Genomic DNA, 21,776 nt, shown 5'->3' on the forward strand with positions numbered 1-21,776 from the left:
TAAATTTAATTTGTTAATTAATTTCCTAATATATATCTAATACTTAACCCAGAACTCACAGATTGTCTAGGGAAAGTAGTTGAAATTGCGTATCTAGATGAACTTTGATCAAAATAGAAAGATGCTATTAAATTTTTACTTACTGCATAATCGGCAAAAAGTTTAAGAGATAGTAAACGTTGCCCTCCTGTTACTTGATTATTATCTTGATCTATTGCTCTAATAACTGTTATGTTGTCTCTTAAAGATAAATCGGCTCTTACATTCAGATCCCCTTTTAATCTAGTTACTTCTCCTCCAAATTTTAATTTCATTTTTAAATCTTTAATTCTATAACCTAATCCTATAACATATTCTGTTCCCTTAATTTGAGTAATAGTATTATTATTAAAATTTAACGTTAATCCTCTATCTTTATTTATTCTACCGCTGAAAGATAATGAATTTTTCATTTTCATATCTACTTTTAGTAATGGAGAAAATTCTTCAATCAAATTTACATTTGTAAAAAGTGTTTTATTGAAGTAATTCCCCACAATATCCGTTTCAGCATACGGATTATTTACATTATATTCTAAATTATTACTAAAATTTGTAATTGAATACAGTGAATTATAACTGTGTGAAATTGAAAAACTTCTAAAACGTTTTTTAAACCATTTCATTCTCATAAACCCTTTATAATTTAATCTCCACCCTGGAATTGGAACGCTTTTAAATGTATTTAAACTTATTTTTGAAGCATCCTTACCTGAGTATGCTGCCATAAATGCAGGGAGCATAACTTGCTGGCTAGTTTCTCCAAACCCATTTATTGGTTGCCCTGTATTTAATGCTAAACGCTGAGCAATGATTGCTCTGTTAGTTTTGAATTTTTCAAAATTTACATTATTGTTACTAAAAGATGTTTTTAACATATTATAGCTGATGCTGAAATTCCCAAATTCTGTAATGGGAGCATTTGTATCTAATATATTGTCTACCACATCTAATTGTTGTGATGTTTTTGTGGTATACGTTCTATTACCTCTAAACTCTAAATCGAAATTTTTAAACGGTTCAACAGTAATAATACCATCTAATTTATTAAAATGGGTTTTGCTATATGTTCTATTGAAATAAGGGTCATTAATATTACGTGATAGCAACCAACCATTTTCAATTGCTCGTTGTCTAATATCTATTTGGCTACCAAAAACAAACCCAAATGTTGGTGCTAAACTTCCACTAAAATTATCACGTCCTAAGAATCCTATTTCTGGTAAATATCCCGGTAAATAAGTACCATTGTTTTCAGAGTAATTAATACGCGCTTTTTTAATGGATGTTAAAAGGTTATAAAACCCTTGTCCTATTTTACCTCCAATTGTTTTTTTCTTTTTTGTTTTAAAATTTCTTGGTATAATTGGTGTTTTAGAGCTTCCTTTTTTGGATGAAGAATTCTTTTTATTAAACAATTTGTTTAAACTTAAAATTTTATAAAATTTATTAAAATCAATATTTGCTCCTAAGGTATGTGTGTTTTTATTTTGAATTACATTCCCAATTTGATTGACATAGGATTGTGATGCTGATTGCCAATCAAAATCTGCAGTATATACATAGTTTGCTTTTACAAAATTTAAAAATGGAATTTTATTTAAAGGAATTTCATACGTTCCATTTAGTGTTTGATGATAATGATTTGGCCTTCCAAGTGTAAAGAAATTATCCATTAACTGTATATCGTCTGAAGCTTTAAAATCATCATAGATATAATTATTGGTTGCTCGAAAATTAAATTGTAACGATTTTGTTAGGTTATACCCAATATTGTAATCCCAATCAAACATAAAAAAACGTTGCTTCAACACTGGTAATTCTGGCAATCCTTCTATTAAACTTCGTGATAATTGCTCACTGTATCTTCTAATAATACTTGAGTTAATTGAAATAGTTGATGGTAATAAATTTACATTTAAATCTTTTATAAATTTTAAATACCTACTATTTAAAGATTTCCAATTTTTAAATGGCTCAATACTCATAGGTCCAAAACTATAATTATAATTTGCAGAAGCTCTCACGTTTTGATCAACAAATTTTTGAATATTATAGTTTTTGCGATAGATTTCATTAAATGCGTATGAAACAGATACATTTTCTATATTATAAAAACGTTGTTTTTTGGTTGAGTTTGGATTGAATTCTTTTCTAACATTTATTAAGCTAATACTTCTTCTTTTAGTATAATCTCTTGCTTTATTGCTATTTGGGTTGATATTTTTTGCTTCCTCAAATAATACATCTTGATATTGAGGGTCGTATTTTGGGTCTTTAAATTGTTCAGAAATACTATAATTTAATGGCAACTTAATTCCCCATGTTTTTGGTAGTAGTTTTCCTAGATTTACATTGGTAACTATATCATATAATTTTGTATCTTCTTGGCTGCGTTCATTTACACGTTGCTCTATACCTCCAAAACCTTTTGTTTCCATTCTTCCTGTAATAGAGACATCTGCAAAATCTGCAAAGTTTGCATCAGCACTTACAACTGCAGCCCATCCGCCCTGATTATCAAATTCAGAAACACGCATTTCGTTAAACCAAATTTCAGCACTTTGATTCACATTTGTTACGTTTTTAACGCCTAACATAATGGTTCTAATATTTGATAAATTTGGATTTCCTTTTACTCTAATATCATACCCTTCTAAACCTTCTATTGGGGAAGGTGTTCCAATAGCAGGATAAAGTACATTTGGTGCAATACCTTCGTCAAATCTTAACAGTTTTAACTTCCCTAAATACTCTAACAATGCATTTAAATTATTTTCTTCAGGCCATATTTCAAGGGGTGAAATTACGCCATAATCTGAAATTGTAAGCAGTTTTTCAAGCTGATAATAATTATCATTTAAATCACTTCCTATTCTAATTATAGCTTTTACTTCGTTATCTTGAACCTGTGGCTTAGTTTGTATTCCTTCAGCATGTAAAAACAATTTTAATTTTTTATACATCCTTAAATCAACATTTACATTTTTAAATATTGCTCTAGTTTCATTAGGTTCTAAGTCTGTTACTTTAATGGTTACTGATTGCTCATTTTGTTTTTGCAAGGTGGTACTTCCTCTTAAAATCTCTCGCTGAATTCCTGGAGGTAAGGTATAAGGTATTGGTGATCTTTTTTCGTTTTCTTGAATATTAACTACTCCTACTTCAAAATTTTGTAATTGTGGTGTGGTTAAGTTTTGTGGTGGTGTAATTGCTTCATCTAACGTTTTGGTATAACGTCTCCAGTCTCCTCTAACTAATTGTAATTCACCAAAACGTAAAACAATTGGCATCTTAAATTTTGTTAAGAAAATTCTCATAAACCGAATTGAATTGAAACCTGTTATATCATTAATAACTTCATCTGGTGTAGCAACCTGTATTCTAAATTGCAACCATCTATATTGTTTTTCACTACCGTCTTCAAGCTTCACTGTTACCGTTTTTTCATCAACAATATTATTGCGCCCTACAACTAAATCATTTTTGTTTAAAGATACTTTATATTGATAGTAACTTTCTACTGAATTCATTGTTTGATCTTTATCAATATCTTCTGTATCAGGAAATGTGGTTGCAGAAGTTGGATAATTTTCTGGAGATAAATTATTTGTTGGTGAGTTTCCCTGTGTATTATTGTACTTTTTATATCGTGTTATAATTGAGGCATCCGTATTGTCATATTCTGAACTTCTAAAATAAGAGTAGTTATCATTTGCTGGATCAAGCCCAAAACTAGTTCCAAACAATTGTATTTCTTCCTCATCATTTAGACCATCATAACCAATATCTTGATTCAACCGCTCATTATCATTATCACTAAAAGCATATAATAGAGACTGACTTGTTGGTATTTTACCCCAAATAGTTGGATCTGTATTTGTTGTACTTAAAGGATTTTCAGGTAATCCATTTTCATACATTTTTCTTCCGTCTTTTAAAACGTCTTCAGAAATATTTCCAAGATTAAAATACAAATCTCCCACTTGGTTTTCAGGGTCATTTGGATTAACTCCAACGGGTAGTCCTTCTTCATTCGTAATTGAATAATGATCATACGGATTCATTAACCAAAACTGAATGTATTCTACATTTGATCGTTCAAAATCTGTTGTTGTTAATGCTCTAGTAATACCGGCCCACCTATCTTCAGGGTTTGTAAATTTACCATCTCCTCCTACATTATTAGTGTCGTAATTATAACTTCCTCTTTCATTAGGAAAGTATGCCAAATCAAAGGTTCTAACTATAGTTGTTTGAGTTAAATCTAAATCTTGTTCAGGAAACAACTCTTCAAACCTTATTCTTCTAACCTCTGCACGTGAAAGTTCAGCATTGTCAATATTTCCAGGTTTTAATGATGTTCCTCCATAAAATAATGGGTCAATAATATACCAAGCTAATCGAGCTCTTTTATACCCATAAGACAAATCTATTTCATTCCCTCCTAAATCAAATTGTGTTTGATATTGGGGGGTGCTTGCCAAATGCCATTGTTGAACAGATTTAATTTCTAGTGGAATTTGAGAACCCTCAAAATCATCTACATAAGAAGTTGCTTCTCCATCTAGGCTAATCCTTTTCGGTGAACCTGGCTTTAAATAAGCAAAATCTCCTCTAATTGAAAAATTTGAAATAACATCTGTATCAATATTAGGCAACTTATTCACCCATTTTGTGAATTTTGGCACTTCCGTTCCAAAGTTCGCATTTAACCCAAAAATAGTATTGTTAATTGGCTCTTGGTTAAACAATGCTTTTTGAGTTATTGGCCTCTCATTTAAATTTAAAATTGTTGCTCCTGCAATAAATTTATTTGAAAATTTATGTTCAATATCAATCCCCGTAAACCGTTTCGTTTGTAAATTAAATGTAGCATTATTTTCAACTGAAACTTGAATTGGCGCATTGGATGCTTCTAAACTTGGGTTTACAATTTGCACTCTACCCATTTGATAATCTACAACGTAATCAACCCCTTCAACTAATTCTCTTCCTCCTGTGGTAACTCTAACTGAGCCCTGTGGAACATTAAAAGCCCCTAAAGGAATACCATTTTCATTTTCAGATTTGTGATATCCTTTTATTAAGTATTTATCTTTTTGTTGAAAGTTGTTTTTAGCTTCAGATTGAGTCATTTCATACAACTCATTAAAAACATATATTTCATCTGCTGGGTCGGTTAACTTTGATTGCAAGTCTTTTCCGAAGGGTTCTACCGTAGGGAAAATAATATATCCTTTTTCTGAATTTACCGTTGCGCCTTCAACATAATCAAAATAGCCATCACCTTCGGGTGTGTAAAATTGGCTTTGGTCTAACCTATCAATATCAAATAAATTCAATAATGTTCTATCTGAAATATTTGGTGTTTGTGCATTTTGTAATACATTTATTGAAACTCCTGTAGCATCATCAGCATATAATAATTCTAATCTAAAACCTTCTGGTTGCATTCTATAAGTTTGTAAAGAATAAACATTCTTCATCATCAAATCCCATAATGGTATTTGTGTACTTATTATTTCACTTCTCAATAATTTAACAACAATATTATCTGGTGCTATAATTCCATCACTTATAAATTCACCTACTCTATATACTTTAGAATCTCCACTTACTGTATATTCATAAGCTACAGCAAGCACATCAGAATCTGTTAATCTCCTATTTAATGAAATAATTCCTAATTGTGGTTGTAATGTAAATTCATCTGGACGTAACTTAATCGCATTTTCCAACACAGAATAATCACGTCCTTGCTGCATTGAGAATGATGATAATCCACTACTTACTGTAGCAATTTTTCGAACTGCATTTGTTGTAGTTAAAATTGACGAAATATCATTTGACTCGTTAGACGGTAATAGTGCTCCTGGAACTGGAGTTACATTTGCAGGTCCAATATTTACAGGGTTTCCTTCTCCAATATCAGCAAGAGCCACAATATTTCTAATATCTGTTGTGGAAGCTCTTCTATTCGTAATCCAAACTTCAATTCTTGTGATATTAATAGCGCTATTTATTAATGGAAAATCTTTTAAAGCATTGTTATAATTATCTCTAAAATACTGTGCTAAAAAGAAATGACGATTTTGGTCATAATCAGTTGTATGCAACTCAAATTCCTGAATTGTTGAACCTCCTTGTGCAGCTACTGAACGTGTTTGTGATTTTTGTTCTGCAAATACACCTGTAATAGTTGTTTTCCCAAATTGTAATTGTGTTTTAACACCAAACAAACTTTGTGCTCCTACAATTAATGAATTTTTTAAAGGCATACTTACATTTCCCACTTCTATTTTTTGAAGTATATCATCTTCTGTAGGAGTGTATTCTAATTTTACCTGATTTTGGAAGTTAAAAGTTGATTGAGTATCATATTGTGCTCCTACTTTTAATCTTGTACCTACGTTGGCTAAAATACTTGCACTAATTTCTTGGTTAAAATCAAATGTGAAACTACTTCGGTTTCGCTCAGATAATTGGGGGTTATCAACCTTTTGATATAACATCCCTAATTTAATTAACACAGATCCTTGTGCGTTTACTTCTATTTTATCTCCTCCAAAAACGGACTGAAAAAAATCTGATTTTACATAATAAGTTGGTAGTAAATTTTTTTGTGCATTTTCACTTCCAATTCTTTTACTATTTGTAGCACTAATTTTTTCTTTGTAATATTCAAGCATATCTTTTTTAAGCTTGAATTTTTTATACTCCTCTTGTGTCATGTAAATTGGACGTTTCACTAAATAACCTCCAATTCTTTCAATAATCATATATTTTCCTAATTCAGCATCATAAATAACTTCAGATTTTGATGGATCTGCTAAATACAGGCTCCCAGATTGGTTGCTTTTAAAGGGGTATTTTAATTTTAGTGAGTCGCTAATTTTGGTGACTTTTGTAGTGTCTATAGGTCTAACAACCTGGGGTATTTGAGCCTTCACTGTTGATTGAATAAACAACAATAAAAAAAATAATACAGCTATTTTGAAAATAAATTCGCTCTTTTTCAAATCTTATAAATTTTTAAGCGCTTTTTTTATTAAAATTTCAACACTTGATATTTTATTTTCTAATAAAATTTTATCCAATACTTTTTCTGATTGTTTTTTATTGAATCCTAAAACCTCTAAAGCAGATAACGCTTCATTTTTATTCGTATTGTTTTCAGCGAAAGAAACTTCATCAATAATAAAAGTTTTTAAAATTTTATCTTTCAAATCTAGTAAAACACGCTGTGCTGTTTTTACTCCAATACCTTTAACTGATTGAATAGCCCCTACATTTCCAGAGCCAATAGCTTGTTGAATTTCATCTGTAGTCATTGAGGATAACATTGTACGTGCTATGCTAGGGCCAACTCCAGAAACAGAGATAAGCAATCTAAAAATTTCACGTTCAGTTTTACTAATAAAACCATAAAGTGTATGCGAATCTTCTTTTACTGAAAGATGGGTATATAATAAAATAGCCTCATTTTTGGGTAAAAGAGAAAAAGTATTTAAAGAAATATTTAGCCAATAGCCAATGCCATTTGCTTCAATTATAACATAGGTTGGGTTTTTTTCAACTAACTTACCTCTTATATGGGTTATCATATTTTATATTTTCTAATAACACCAAATGTAATAAAATTATTATTGCTTTTTACTGTTTTCTTGAGCGTCTACCACAGCCACACAAACCATATTTACAATTTCATCTACACTAGATCCTAAATGTAAAATATGTGCTGGTTTTTTTAACCCCATAACAACTGGGCCTATTGATTCTACATTATTTAATCTCTTGATTAGCTTGTAGCTAATATTTGCTGAATTTAAGTTTGGGAAAATTAATCCATTTACTTTTTTATTAAGTAATTTGGTGAAAGGAAATTTTTCATCTCTTAATTCTCTACTCAATGCAAAATCTGCTTGAATTTCACCATCAATAATAATTTCAGGATAGTGTTTATGAAGGTAATCTACGGCATTTGAAGCTTTTGTTGCTGATTTTGATTGTGCGGAACCAAAATTTGAATATGATAACATCGCTAAATTAGGTTCAACACCAAAAATTTTCATTACTTCAGCTGTCATTCTTGCAATTTGAACCAATTCTTCTTGAGTTGGATTTATATTGAAAGCTGTGTCAGAGAAAAACATGGGTCCTCGCTCAGTCATCATAATATTAGTTGCAGCAACTCTAAGTACTCCTTCTGCTTTTCCTATCAATTCAATTATTGGTTTTGCAACAGTAGGGTAACTGCGTGAATAACCTGTAACTAGCGAGTCTGCTTCTCCTTCATTTACCATCATTGCTGCAAAATAATTACGCTCTCGCATCCATTTTTGTGCATCTAACAATGAAATCCCTTTGCGTTTTCTCTTTTCCCAGTATACTTTAGCGAAACGATTTCTCCTTTCTTTTTCTTCAGCAGATTTTGGGTCTATTATTTTAACATCTCCTTCAAAATTAATCTCAGCCATTAATTCTTTGATAATTTTTTTATCACCTAATAAAATTGGAATTCCAATTCCATCTTCATAAACAATATGTGCCGCTTTTAAAACATCAAAGTGATCTGCTTCAGCAAAAACAACAGTTTTAGGGTTTGATTTAGCACGTGAAGTAAGCATCCTCATTAATTTATTCCCTGTTCCTAATCTTTCTGCTAACTCTTCTTCATAAGCTTCCCAATCTTTTATTGGCTCTTTTGCCACACCTGATTCCATTGCTGCTTTTGCAACCGCTGGAGGAACTTTAGTTATAAGTCTATTATCAAATGGTGTAGGTATAATATATTCTCTTCCAAATTGGATATTGGTTTTCCCGTAGGTTATATTTACATGTTCTGGTACTGTTTCTTTCGCTAAATCAGCCAATGCATGAACAGCCGCAATTTTCATTTCTTCATTAATTGCTGTTGCTTTAACATCTAAAGCTCCTCTAAAAATAAATGGAAATCCTAATACATTATTTACCTGGTTAGGATTATCTGATCTTCCGGTAGCCATAATAATATCTTTTCTTGTTTCTACAGCTAATTTATATTCAATCTCAGGAGTTGGATTTGCCATTGCAAAAACTATTGGATCTTTTGCCATAGTTAATAGCATTTTTGGCGTTACAAGATTTCCTTTTGATAAACCAATAAATACATCTGACCCATCCATTGCCTCTTCCAATGTGTAAATATCTCTAGCTGTTGCAAATTCGGCTTTTTGACTACTTAGATTTTTAATGTCTTTTCTAATTACTCCTTTGCTATCACACATAACAATATTTTCTCTTTTTACACCAATTGCTATATATAAACGTGAACAAGAAATTGCTGCTGCACCAGCACCACTTACTACAATTTTAACTTTTGAAATATCTTTTTTTGCAATTTCAACTGCGTTTTTTAAGGCAGCAGCTGAGATTATTGCTGTTCCGTGCTGATCGTCATGCATTACAGGAATATCTAATTCCTCTTTTAATCTACGTTCAATTTCAAAAGCTTCTGGAGCTTTGATATCTTCTAAATTAATTCCTCCAAAAGTTGGTGAAATATTTTTAACCGTTTCTACAAATTTATCTACATCAGTAGTGTCAACTTCAATATCAAAAACGTCAATTCCAGCAAATATTTTAAATAATAATCCTTTACCTTCCATGACTGGTTTTCCAGCTAATGCTCCAATATTTCCCAATCCTAAAACTGCTGTTCCATTTGAAATAACAGCCACTAAGTTTCCTTTTGAAGTATATTTATAAGCATTATTCGGGTCCTTCTCAATTTCTAAACAAGGTATAGCAACGCCCGGCGTATAAGCCAATGATAAATCTTTTTGGGTTGCGTGTTTTTTGGTTGGAATTACTTGAATTTTACCTGGAGATGGTTTTGCATGATACAATAACGCTTCTCTTCTTAATTTAGAATCACTCATAATAGTTATAATTTCGTATAAAATACTGAGTACAAAGTTAACTATAATTAAAAGAAACAAAAGCTAACATTTATCATATTATTAAAAACAAATGTTACATTAATATGTGAAACAGTTATACAAAAAAGACATATTAAGTTTTAAACGAGGCTGTCTGAAAAGCAATTATACTTGTCATTTTGAATAAAGTGAAAAATCTCAACATCTTGATATATAAGTGTTTAATTTCAAGAAGATTCTTCATTTACATTCAGAATGACACTTTTTAGACAGCCTCATTCTTTTTTATTCTCATCAATATAGTAAACAGATTCATCTGGTTTGAAGGCTCTATTTTAGAACTAATTAATCTTTTTCTTTATAAAACATAAACGTCAATTGAAAAAAGTAATTTAATTAACCTCTATTAAATTGTTGTTAACACAAATTTTTAAAGGTTGCCCATCTATCAATTTAATTTCAATTGTATTTGTCTCAAGATTACAATTTAAAACTCTATTTTTAAAATTTATTCTAAAATTTAAGCTTTCCCAGTTTTTTGGTAAATTAGGTCTAAAACTCAATTCCCCATTAATTACGCGCATACCTGCAAAACCAAATACAATAGACATCCAAGAACCTCCCATACAGGCAGTATGAATACCATTTTCAGTATTGTGATGTAAATTATCGATATCTAATCTTGATGTATTCATAAAATAATCATATGCTTCTTTATATTTGCCAATTCTATTTGCCATAATACTAAAAATACAGGTTGACAGGGAAGAGTCATGAGTTGTAATTTTTTCATAATAATTGTAATCATTCTTTATAAATTCTAATTCTGTTTCTCCTTCAAGTAAGAAATGCCCTAATATTGTATCTGCTTGTTTGCAAACTTGGTGTCTGTATAAAGTTAAAGGGTGATAATTTAATAATAATGGATAGTTTTCTTTTGGAGTATTTTCAAAATCCCATACTTTTTTATTGAAAAAACTATCATCTTGTGGGTGTAATTTTCTCTCCTTGTCAAAAGGCAAGTACATTTTATTTCCTGCTTTTTCAAAATTAATTAATTCCTCTTCATTGAATTTTATTTTATTGGAAATTTTTTCCAACTCACCCTTGTGAGTTTCTTTAATGCTATTCCAAATAGCCCCTATTTTATCAAAAAGATTTTTGGTAAGTACATTAGTATAGTAATTATTATTTACAATACAAGTATACTCATCTGGGCCAGTTACGGCATCAATACAAAATTTACCATCATTCCTAAAATGACCTATGTGATACATTAATCTGGCCATTTCAGCTAACATTTCCATACCTTTTTCTATCATGAAACCAATATCTTCGGTTACCTCAAAATATTGAATTATTGAATATGCTATATCTACATTAATATGATATTGTGCAGTTCCGGCTGGAAAAAAAGGAGAGCATTCGTTACCTGAAATTGTTCTCCAAGGGTAAAGCGCCCCAGTGGTATGCCCCATTTGTTTTGCTCTTTTACGGGCATAATCTAAAATTGTATACCTATAGTTTAATAAGTTTTTTGCCAAATTTGGATTGGTGAATAGGAAAAAAGGGAAAATATAAATTTCTGTATCCCAAAAATAATGCCCTTCATATCCTTCTCCCGAAAGTCCTTTTGCCGAAATATTACTCCACTGGTCTTTCCCTGTAGATTGCAATAAATGAAATATATTAAAACGAATAGCTTGTTGCATTTTCTCATCGCCATTAATTTCAATGTTAGATGATTTCCAAAAATCATTTAAATATTCCTCTTGTAAAAAAGCAAAATGATTAAAATCGTACGTTAAAACACTGTTTAAAATTTCAACATTTTTAGATATTTCATTTTTATATCTAATTGTATCTGTATAAACAGCATATTTTGTGAAAATATTTTTTTTTCCTTGAAGCAAACTTCCTTTAATAAAATGATTGCTGTTTTTTTGTTCTGTTAAAATTGATTCTATAAATTCTTTAGGGTATTTATGTGCAATTCCTGAAACAACAATTAAATTAGAGTTTTTTGTTTTTGCTTCTATAAACGAACAATTGTTTTCTTGCTTTACATTTATAACTTTAAGAGCCTTTGCATTTGCAGAACCAACTCGTGGATCTTCTTCAACAATAATATTACTTACATCGCCATCTATTTTAGAAACAATTTCAATTACACCATCAAAATTTAGTGCTTCAACCTCCATTTGAATTAAAAAAAGTTCTTTTTGAATGAATGATATTAACCTTTTAAACTCTATATGAATTTCATTTCCTTTTGGAGACCTCCAATGTACCTTCCTTGTTGCTATGCCTTTTTTAAAATTCAACTCTCTTTCAAATGACAAGACTTCTCCTTTATCTAATGAAAACTCTTCTTCATTAATTCTGATTTTTATTCCCTGAGTATCAATAACATTTAAAATACTTTCGCTATTATTAGGGAAACCATGTAGTTTTTCTCCATAAATGATTTCTTCTTTTTCATAAAAACCATTTATATATGTTCCTCTAACGGTTAAAATTTCTTTATTTAATCCTTCTTCGAAACTTCCTCTTACTCCTAAATAGCCATTTGCTACACTAAAAAGAGTTTCTTTTAGTTGATACGATTCTTTATAATTACTATCTTTTAAAATCCAACTATTCATTTGTCTAAATATTTTGTATTATTTCTAATTTTAAAAAATTTGTACTTTCTAAAACAACCTCTGCCTTTCCTAAAACCTCTTTAGAACCTATACCTATGGCTTTCATTCCAGCCTTATGAGCAGCTTCAATTCCAGATGAAGCATCTTCAATTACTATACACTCATTAGGAGTTAGCCCTAGTTCTTTAGCTACATATAGAAATAAATCTGGAGCTGGTTTAGCCTTTTTAACTGAGTTTCCATCTCCAATTACATTAAAAAAAGGAGTTGCTTCTAACCTTTCCAATACTGATAAAGCATTTTTACTTGCAGAACCCAATCCTATTTTAATATTAGATGCCTGTAATTCTTGTAAAAATTTCTTTATTCTAGGTAAATAATCTTTTTGAGTAATTTTTTTAAGATATTGTAAATAATAATTATTTTTACGCTCCAAACAATCTTTCTGTTTTGTTTTAGAAAAAGTTGTATTGTTATGTTTTAGAATTCTATCAAGTGATTTTGCACGTGAGACTCCTTTTAATTTTTCATTTAGCAGCTTATCAAAATTTAGTCGTTCTTCATTACTTAATTGTTTCCATGATAAATAATGAAATTCTGCGGTATCAGTAATTACACCGTCCAAATCAAATATTATTCCTTTAATCATGCTATGAATGTTTAATAAATATTAGCTTTTGATTTATTTGTTAACCTGTACAGAACCATTATTGAAACTAATAATAAAGCCATTGGAATTAATGTGTAGAAAAATGCTGATTTAGCACCAAAATTTTTAAATAACCACCCTATAAAAGTTGATCCTGAAGTGCCTCCAAGTGCTGAAAAAACAACTATTAAGCCTGTCATTGGGCTATGTAATTTTTTAGGTAAAGCACTTAAAACTGATGAATTTAATAATGGATAAATTGGAGCTATAAATACTCCTACAATAGGGAAAGCATATCCTATTAACGGAATATCTTTGATTGAATTAATCACACTAACCTCAGCTTCAATAGTTTTTGGCAAGACAAAAATTACCATTAACATTGCTACTACAATGCAAAATGATAAAATGTAAAACCATGAAATGTATTTAGATACTATACCCGCACCAATTCTACCAACTGCTAAAGACAACGCAAAAATACTTGCCATCATAATACTAACATTTGAAGGGAGCTGCAAAACACGATTGTAAAATGTAGGTAACCAAGTCATAATGCCTTGCTCAACCATTACAAATAAAAATGCACTGCAAATAAAAATTATTACCAATATTTTTGAACAAAGCATTATCATTTGCTTTATATCATCCAATAGATTTACACCTGGTATTTCATTCCCTTCATCAAACTTTGTAAAATATAACAATACAAATGAAATAAAAGTTAATCCTGCTAATAACCAATAAACTCGTAGCCATGCATCTGGATCTTCATTTGAATTAAACGCAGGGAATAAAAAATAAGCTAAGGCAATTCCAATCATAAAAACCCCTTCAATAGAACTCATAAAGCTGTTGTGTTCTTTAGGGCTATCTGTTAAAAGGCCTATAACTGAGTACACGGAAACTTTAATTAATGCAAAGGAAATTCCAACAGATGCAAATAATATTTTGGCTGTCCAAAAAGAATTACCAAAATACATATAAACACAAGCGAACATAGATAACGTTAATGCTATTAACATAGATTTTTTATATCCAATTCTTGGTAAAAATGATGCTACAACAAACGACACTATTGCTATTGGCAAATCCTTAAACCACTCTAAAACACTTGCTTGAACCTCGTTAACGCCATAATTTTCTAAAGATTTTAAAATTACAATTCCAACGCTATTTAATAAAATAGCAAAAACAAAGTAATTTAAATATAATGATATTTTTATTCCAATATTCTTCATTTAAAACAAGTTAATTATTGATTTTAAAAATCTGTTGTGCATTTTAAATAATATTAATTCTAATATAGTTAATGTTTCTCCCAAAAATAAACTTGTATATGTGTTGAGCTTCAGTTAATGTAATGATTTTGGGGATATTCTAATTCTAAACAGGCTCTAAATGTTGATTTTTTTTATATTTTTTTCAATAATTACAACATGTTCTTTTGTGATTTAATACACTTATAAACAACGCTTTATGTATAAAATAATTCACTAATTACTTATAGTAATAACTACTTTTTTTATTAAATTATAATACACAACGGGTTTTAGAAATAAAAATTTACTGCATTTATAAATTTCATAATGTAAATGCAGTAAATAGTTTTTTTAGAAATTAATTGCAACAGACAATCTTACCGATCTCCCTAAAATTGATCTTCCTAAAAATACTGCTCCATTTGCTGGTGCTCCTCCATCTCCTTCAGTAAGACCTATTGTATTAAATAGGTTTGCTGCATCTAAAGCAAATCTCAAATTATTAACTTTATAAGACGCTCCTGCATTTACAACTCCAAATTCTGGTAATTCAAATGTATTTCCTATATCGTTATATTTTTTACCAAAATATGAGTATTTTGCATATACATTAAATTTGTCTGAGATGTTATAATCTGGTCTAAAATTAAAATATACTTTTGAAATTCTCCTAGCTAAATTACCATTAAGTGACGCCTGAGACCCCTCATAACCACTATACTCAGGATTTTGAATTGTTCCATTAAAATTTAAATTAAATTTACCCATTTTCAAAATAGCTTCTAACTCTAATCCAATGTTATTCACATTAGCAAACTTTCTTTCAGAAACTCCTCCCTCTCTTATATCTTGATAGGTAACATTATCCAATTTCATATAAAATGCATTCGCAAATAAAGCTAATTTTTCTGAAGAATATTTAAACCCAAGCTCAGATTGATTAACTTTAGTTGGTTCTAATTCTGCAAGAGCTGCATTACCTTGCCCACTTTCAACTGCAACATAAAAAGCTTCTTCAATTGGAGATCTAAACCCGTGGCTATATCTCACATAAGACGCTACATTATCACTAAATTTATAATTTGCTGCAGCAGTATATGACAATTCACTTACATCATAATCCCAATAAACGTAGTTTCCTGTTAAAATATTTACTCCATTATCAGCATTGTTATTTGGTAAAACTCCTATATCATTTCCCCAAGTACCGTGATCTCCTGATCCCGCATATTTGTCGCTATCGTAACGAAACCCAATATTTAAAGTTAAATCTTCGCTTGCATCTATTTCAGCATCAACATAAATAGCATTTAATGTCCCTTTAATTTCAGACTCTCTTTGCAACCAAGAGATTCCTGAAATACCACGATATGTGTATTCTATATTTGAATTAGTATCTACTAAATTCACCAATCTACCTTCATCTTCAACACTTGCTAAAAAGCTACTCCAATTCCAATTTTGTTTTGATTTCCAATTCGAATAATAATATCCTACATTTAGGTTTACTTTGTCTAGGTTAAAATTAAATGCCAAGTTATTGGCAAAATTATCCATCTTCTTTCTGATATTCCAAAAATCAGCTCTTTTTAAGTTAGTATTAGCATTTAAAGTTGCTCCTCCGTTATTATATGTAAATAAAGCATCACTAGGGTTAATACCTAAACCTGTTGCGTAATCTGCTTGACTTGTTACTCCACCCATCCAAGCTGCAGCAAATATTGCATTATAATCTAAATCAATATTGGTTGATTTAAAGCTATTTTTTACAGAAACAATGTCAGATAATTCATATTTAAATTCACCACCTACTGCAGTTGTTTTAGGGTGAATACCGTCTTCTAAGTCTGCTTTAAAAAATCCTCCTCCTCCTTGAGGTATATTAATATTAGCCATTTCTCGGTTAGCAAAAGTCCCATAATTAGCATCAAATCCTGAAAATTCTTTTACTTTATTTCCATCTTTTACAAATGGTGTAGATTGGTAAAAAATTGTTCTGTCATTTAAGTTTTTATAATTAATACGTGCATACCCTTTGTCAAATTTGTATGTTACATTTAGCTTAACCTGACCTCCATTGTTTGCTTTGTATCCTGGATCTCTAATACCATCATCAACTCTATAGAATCCACCAACATTAAAAAATAATTTATCTTCAACAATGGCTCCTCCTAAGTTGAAATCTGTTCTAAATAACCCGTAATCACCAACAGTTAATTTAGTGGTTCCTTCAAACTCATTTTGCCCTGTTTTAGATATAAAATTGATAATACCACCTGGTGCTCCTGATGCATAAATAGATGCTGACCCCCCTTTAATCGCCTCTAATCTTTTTACAGTTGCATCTACTCTTTGAAAATTATCAATATTTGCAAACTGTAATGCTCCATCTTCAAAAATTGGTAATCCGTCTTCTTGAAATTGTACATACTCATAGGCACCTGCAGTTGGAATTCCACGAGCAAATAAATTATTCCCTGTTTCTCCTCCAGAGGTTTCAACTAAAAACCCTGGTATTGATTGCAAAAGATCTGCAGTACTTTGAGGTGATCTTTCTTCAATTTGTTTTGCGCTCATTGTAGTAACAGCAATGCTTGATTCTAGTTTTGTTTTAGGATTTGATGATCCTGTAACAATTACTTCATCAAGAGATAATAAATCTTCTTGCAAAATAAAATTTTGAATCTCATTTTCACCATCCAGCGTAATCTGATGACTTACAGATTTATAACCTACAAATGATGCAGTAACAACGTATGTCCCATTTGAAACACCTGTTATTTCATATTTCCCATTAAAATTAGAAGATGCTCCTTGACTCGCTCCTTCAATAATAATACTTACCCCAGGCAAAGGTTGATTTAAAGCATCAGTAATTATCCCTGATATCGTACCTGTCTGTTGTCCTATTGCATTAGTAATAGCAAATAAAGCAAAGACTGTTAAACATAAAAATTTTTTCATCTTTTATTAATTTAGTTTAAATAATTTGATTTACTTTTTAAAAGTAGTCACATTTCACACAGCTCATTCTCGTTTTTTTTACGAAATCGATTGCGAAAACTACGAAATCGATTGCGAAAACTTTTTTACTATTTTAAAATTATAAAGATTTAAACAAGTATTAAATTTTCAATTATAAAAAGTTAATAAATTATCCTAATTTAGAGCAATTATTTTTTTTAGATGAAGCCAATTACCTTAAAAGACATTGCGTTAAAATTAAATATTTCAGTAACAACGGTTTCTAAAGCATTACAAGGCCGAAGAGATGTTAGCAAATCAACACGCCAATCAGTTGTTGATTTAGCTGAAGAAATGAATTATGTCCCAAATTCAGTAGCTGTTAACTTAAGAACACAGCAAACTAAAACTATTGGGGTTATTATTCCAACTGTTGTTCATCAATTTTTTTCCAAAGTAATTGATGGTGTAATTGAGGAAGCGGAGAAGCAAGGATACTTAGTAATAACATTACAATCAAATGAAAATTTTGAGTTTGAAAAAAAACAGTTACAATTATTAATGCAAAAAAGAGTTGATGGAATTCTAATTTCCCTCTCTAATGAAACTCAGCATTGTAATCATTTAAATGAAATAATCAAAAATGAAATTCCTATAGTTCTTTTTGATAAAATTTATAAGCTCGCCAATTGCTCTAAAGTGTATATTGATGATCAACAAGCGGCGTATAATGCGGTCACTAGTTTAATTAAAAAAGGATACAAACGAATTGCACATTTTAGAGGTTCATTAACACCTCAAAACTCAATTGATCGATTTTTAGGTTATAAAAGGGCACTTACAGATAACGATATTGAATTTGATGCTTCACTTGTATATTTATGTAATAACAATGATGATTTCAATGATGGTTATAACAATGCTAATAAATTATTAATAGAACAAAATAATGTTGATGCTATTTTTGCTATTACTGATCTTATTGCCGTAGGGATACTCAAATGTTTTAATGAAAAAGGAATTAAAATCCCTAAAGATATTGCAGTATTTGGGTTTAGTGACTGGTTTATGGCATCTGTAGTTACCCCTTCTTTGTCTTCTGTAAAACAACCTAGTTTTGAAATGGGTAGAAAAGCTACTGAAATTTTAATTGATGAAATTAAAAACCTCAATAAGAATATTTCATATTCATTTCAAAATGTAGTTTTACCTACAACTTTAGCTATTAGAGATTCTATTTAATTATTATTGAAGTTTTCGAAAATAAAGATTAAAAACAGACTTAAAATAATTCACTTTTAAATATTTATGCATTTTCAACTTTTTAAAAAGTCTCTATTAAAATCAATTAAAAAAAATCCCGCTGCAGCGGGATTTAAGTTCTTATTTCTCCTTATCAATATAGTAAACAGATTCATCTGGTTTGAAGGCTCTATTAAACCACAATGGTCTTCGTTCTCCATTTGGTCCTGGTGCAGGGCGCGTCATTGCTAACCATTCTTTATATACTTCATGAGATTTATTAGTATCAACAAAAATATCTCCATATTTTTCGTCCTTTCCAGGTTTTTCAATTCGTACTCGTTGATGCCAAGTGTGCATACCACTAATTGGATCTGGATGTACGGCATGTGTAATGTTTTGATGTACACCACCATCTTTCCAAAAAATACGTTTCGAATCTTTGTCGCTCGATTCAAATGGTTTAATCCCTGAAATGGTATTCATTTTCCAAACTCCCTTACCATCAGTTTCAATATTTACGGTATTGGTTGCCCAACGATTTCCTGTTTTGTCTTGGGATCTTCTCCAACGTCCAATATGATGTGAACAGGCAACTACACCTGGTTTCATACTTTGCGTTACCCAAACTTTATCAATAAAATAACCAATATCGGTATTTAACTTCACCAAATCACCTGTTTGGAATCCCCATTTCTTAGCATCATCTGGGTGCATCCAAATTGGGTTTCTATTGGAAATTTCAACCAACCATTTTGCATTTCCAGAGCGTGAATGAATTAATGTTGGTAATCTAAATGTAGGAACCAACACATATTCTCCTTTTGACTTATCCAATACATCATTATGAATATGACTTTTAATATACGTTGGTGTAGCATACTCCGGCCATTTCCAATCTACCATAGTTTGTGAATAAAACTCGTTTTTACGAGATGGCGTTGGGAAACCTACACAAGGTTTGCCTTTTATCATGACCCCAATAGGTTTGCCATTTTTTGAAATTACATCATTAGTTGGGTCTACTTTAGTTCCTTTTAGTTGTTCTTCACTTAATAAATTTTCATTCATTTTATAAGACTCTCCTTTTTCAATTTCATAAGCACCGTACTTTTTCATGTATTCTAATGCTGCAAATTGTCCAGTAAATCCGTCTGCTTTTGCAGTTTCATTCAACCCTTTAATTCTTTCAAAAATATATTGGTAATATTCATCTATTGTAATTTTTTCTCCTGGTCTGTACGGAGATTCAAATGTTTTACGAATTCCCATACTTCCATCAGGATCAATTCTCCAAGATAATTCTATAAAAAATTCATCTTCTTCCCAAACTTCACCCGGATTTGCTTCATAGGTTAATTTTACTGGTTTGCCATTTCTACGTGCAGCCTCTCTTAATACTGGCTGACGGAATGCTACCCAAGTTCCGCCATGTGTTGCGTAACTATTTAAATCGTGACGCTCTGATGCCAATCCCATTGGCAACACAAAATCTGCATAAAAAGCAGTTTCGTTCCAAGTTGGAGTTAACGCAGCATGGAGTCCAAATTTTGTTTCATCAGAAAACATTTCCATCCAAGTAAATCCATCAGGATATGTCCAAACTGGATTAAATACTCGTGAAAAATACACATCCATTTTACCTCTTCCTTCTTTTAAGAAATGTGGTAATAACTGACTCATTTCAAAAAATGCTAATGGATATTCTTTTGGGAAATGTAATTCATTCCATTTTTTCTGAGGTGCTGGCGGATTTGGTTGTGTTGGCTTGAATTTGTTCCAAGAATTTGGAGATGTTCCTCCCTTGGCACCAACTGCTCCAGTTAAAACAGTTAGAAAATGTAAACAACGAGCTACTGCCCAACCTCCTAGGTTTGAAGCGCCTGCTGCTCGCCAGTTATGAGATGCAAAACGTTCACCTGCTTCCCCAATTTTATGCGCTATTTCAACAATCATTTCAGCTTTAACACCCGATTCTTTCTCTGCATATTCAGGAGTAAATTCTTTATACTCTTCTATCATTTCAGCAATATAATTCTCAAAAGTTATTTCTTTATCTGAATGTCTTGCTTGTAAATATTCTTTCCAGTTAGTCCAATTTTCCAGATATTCTCTATTGTACAATCCTTCTTCCAAAATAATTAAAGCCATGGCTAATAAAACAGCAGCTTCAGTTCCTGGATAAGAAGGCAACCAATAATCGGACATACTCGCAGTGTTTGATAAACGAGGATCCATGGTTGCTAATTTGGCTCCCTTCATTTTGCCTTCAATAATACGTTGTGCATGCGGATTGAAATAATGTCCAGACTCTAAATGTGCAGAAATCAATAATATAAATTTTGCTTCAGCGTGATCTGGTGATGGTCTGTCATACCCATACCATAAATTATATCCAAAACGAGCTCCTGAAGAACAAATATTGGTATGTGAGTTATGCCCATCAATTCCCCAACCTTGTAAAATCCAGTTCATAAATTTTTCATTTCCTGGTCTTCCTACGTGGTAGGCAATTTCATTGTGACGATCTTCAAGAATTGCTTTTCTTATACGAGCCGCAATAGTATCTAAAACTTCATCCCAAGAAACACGTTCCCACTCACCGTCTCCTCGCTTTCCCTTTCTCTTTAAAGGAAATAAAATTCTATCTGGATCTGTAACTTGATTTATGGTAGCAGGTCCTTTTGCACAATTTCTTCCTCTACTTCCGGGGTGATACGGATTTCCTTCAAACTTTTTAACTTCTTGTGTTTCTTTATCTATAAAAGCTGTTAAACCACAAGCACTTTCACAGTTAAAACACGTTGTTGGTATAATTTGATAGGTCTTTTTTTCTTTTCTAGGCCATACTTTTGGATTGTATTCAACCCAATTATCCCATTTTTCTGGTGGTGGGAAATTTTCATATAGTTGCGCAACCTCCTCATCTGAAAATTGACGCATATCGCCATCAAATTCTTGATAACCCTCTTTGTGCAGATTTGGAATAATTCCTAATTTTTCTGCTATATTTTCTATAAACGATGGTTTTTTATAACCCATAATTTTAAAT

General features: G+C 30.9%; 9 protein-coding genes. 1 reads left to right on the forward strand and 8 read right to left on the reverse strand.

The genetic code is table 11. The features are described from left to right. Window positions 1-17: 17 nt before the first annotated feature. From sov to Lupro_RS07260, 7 genes are all read right to left on the reverse strand, one after another. The gene (gene sov, locus Lupro_RS07230; protein WP_068207994.1) at window positions 18-7,061 is read right to left on the reverse strand and encodes a T9SS outer membrane translocon Sov/SprA; all 7,044 of its coding nucleotides are present in this window, start codon (window positions 7,059-7,061) and stop codon (window positions 18-20) included. Window positions 7,062-7,064: 3 nt separating this feature from the next. After that, a complete protein-coding gene (gene ruvA / locus Lupro_RS07235; protein ID WP_068207997.1) occupies window positions 7,065-7,646 on the reverse strand; it encodes a Holliday junction branch migration protein RuvA in 582 nt (193 codons plus the stop codon). Between the two features lie 39 nt (window positions 7,647-7,685). After that, window positions 7,686-9,962 (reverse strand): NADP-dependent malic enzyme, encoded by a 2,277-nt coding sequence (locus Lupro_RS07240; RefSeq protein ID WP_068208000.1) that lies wholly within the window; start codon window positions 9,960-9,962, stop codon window positions 7,686-7,688. 392 nt (window positions 9,963-10,354) lie between these two features. Continuing rightward, the gene (locus tag Lupro_RS07245) at window positions 10,355-12,607 is read right to left on the reverse strand and encodes a glycoside hydrolase family 65 protein (RefSeq protein ID WP_068208003.1); all 2,253 of its coding nucleotides are present in this window, start codon (window positions 12,605-12,607) and stop codon (window positions 10,355-10,357) included. Window positions 12,608-12,611: 4 nt separating this feature from the next. Further along, a complete protein-coding gene (gene pgmB, locus Lupro_RS07250; protein ID WP_068208006.1) occupies window positions 12,612-13,256 on the reverse strand; it encodes a beta-phosphoglucomutase in 645 nt (214 codons plus the stop codon). Between the two features lie 11 nt (window positions 13,257-13,267). Beyond that, window positions 13,268-14,497, reverse strand: coding sequence for an MFS transporter (locus Lupro_RS07255; protein ID WP_068208008.1), 1,230 nt, complete (start codon window positions 14,495-14,497; stop codon window positions 13,268-13,270). A gap of 372 nt (window positions 14,498-14,869) precedes the next feature. Next, window positions 14,870-17,482, reverse strand: coding sequence for a TonB-dependent receptor (locus tag Lupro_RS07260; RefSeq protein ID WP_068208010.1), 2,613 nt, complete (start codon window positions 17,480-17,482; stop codon window positions 14,870-14,872). A gap of 222 nt (window positions 17,483-17,704) precedes the next feature. On the opposite strand from Lupro_RS07260, the gene Lupro_RS07265 reads away from it, so the two are divergent. Then, window positions 17,705-18,724 (forward strand): LacI family DNA-binding transcriptional regulator, encoded by a 1,020-nt coding sequence (locus tag Lupro_RS07265; RefSeq protein WP_068208013.1) that lies wholly within the window; start codon window positions 17,705-17,707, stop codon window positions 18,722-18,724. A 141-nt stretch (window positions 18,725-18,865) separates the two neighbouring features. On the opposite strand, the gene Lupro_RS07270 is transcribed toward Lupro_RS07265, so the two are convergent. Beyond that, the gene (locus Lupro_RS07270; RefSeq protein WP_068208017.1) at window positions 18,866-21,766 is read right to left on the reverse strand and encodes a molybdopterin-dependent oxidoreductase; all 2,901 of its coding nucleotides are present in this window, start codon (window positions 21,764-21,766) and stop codon (window positions 18,866-18,868) included. Window positions 21,767-21,776 lie beyond the last annotated feature (10 nt).

Origin of the sequence: Lutibacter profundi (assembly GCF_001543325.1) — a bacterium.
Lineage (GTDB): Bacteria > Bacteroidota > Bacteroidia > Flavobacteriales > Flavobacteriaceae > Lutibacter > Lutibacter profundi.

What these genes read in the sequence shown, in the direction of transcription:
- ruvA (WP_068207997.1), bottom strand. Translation starts at nt 7,646, where the DNA reads ATGATAACCCATATAAGAGGTAAGTTAGTTGAAAAAAACCCAACCTAT.
- Lupro_RS07240 (WP_068208000.1), bottom strand. Translation starts at nt 9,962, where the DNA reads ATGAGTGATTCTAAATTAAGAAGAGAAGCGTTATTGTATCATGCAAAA.
- Lupro_RS07245 (WP_068208003.1), bottom strand. Translation starts at nt 12,607, where the DNA reads ATGAATAGTTGGATTTTAAAAGATAGTAATTATAAAGAATCGTATCAA.
- pgmB (WP_068208006.1), bottom strand. Translation starts at nt 13,256, where the DNA reads ATGATTAAAGGAATAATATTTGATTTGGACGGTGTAATTACTGATACC.
- Lupro_RS07255 (WP_068208008.1), bottom strand. Translation starts at nt 14,497, where the DNA reads ATGAAGAATATTGGAATAAAAATATCATTATATTTAAATTACTTTGTT.
- Lupro_RS07260 (WP_068208010.1), bottom strand. Translation starts at nt 17,482, where the DNA reads ATGAAAAAATTTTTATGTTTAACAGTCTTTGCTTTATTTGCTATTACT.
- Lupro_RS07265 (WP_068208013.1), top strand. Translation starts at nt 17,705, where the DNA reads ATGAAGCCAATTACCTTAAAAGACATTGCGTTAAAATTAAATATTTCA.
- Lupro_RS07270 (WP_068208017.1), bottom strand. Translation starts at nt 21,766, where the DNA reads ATGGGTTATAAAAAACCATCGTTTATAGAAAATATAGCAGAAAAATTA.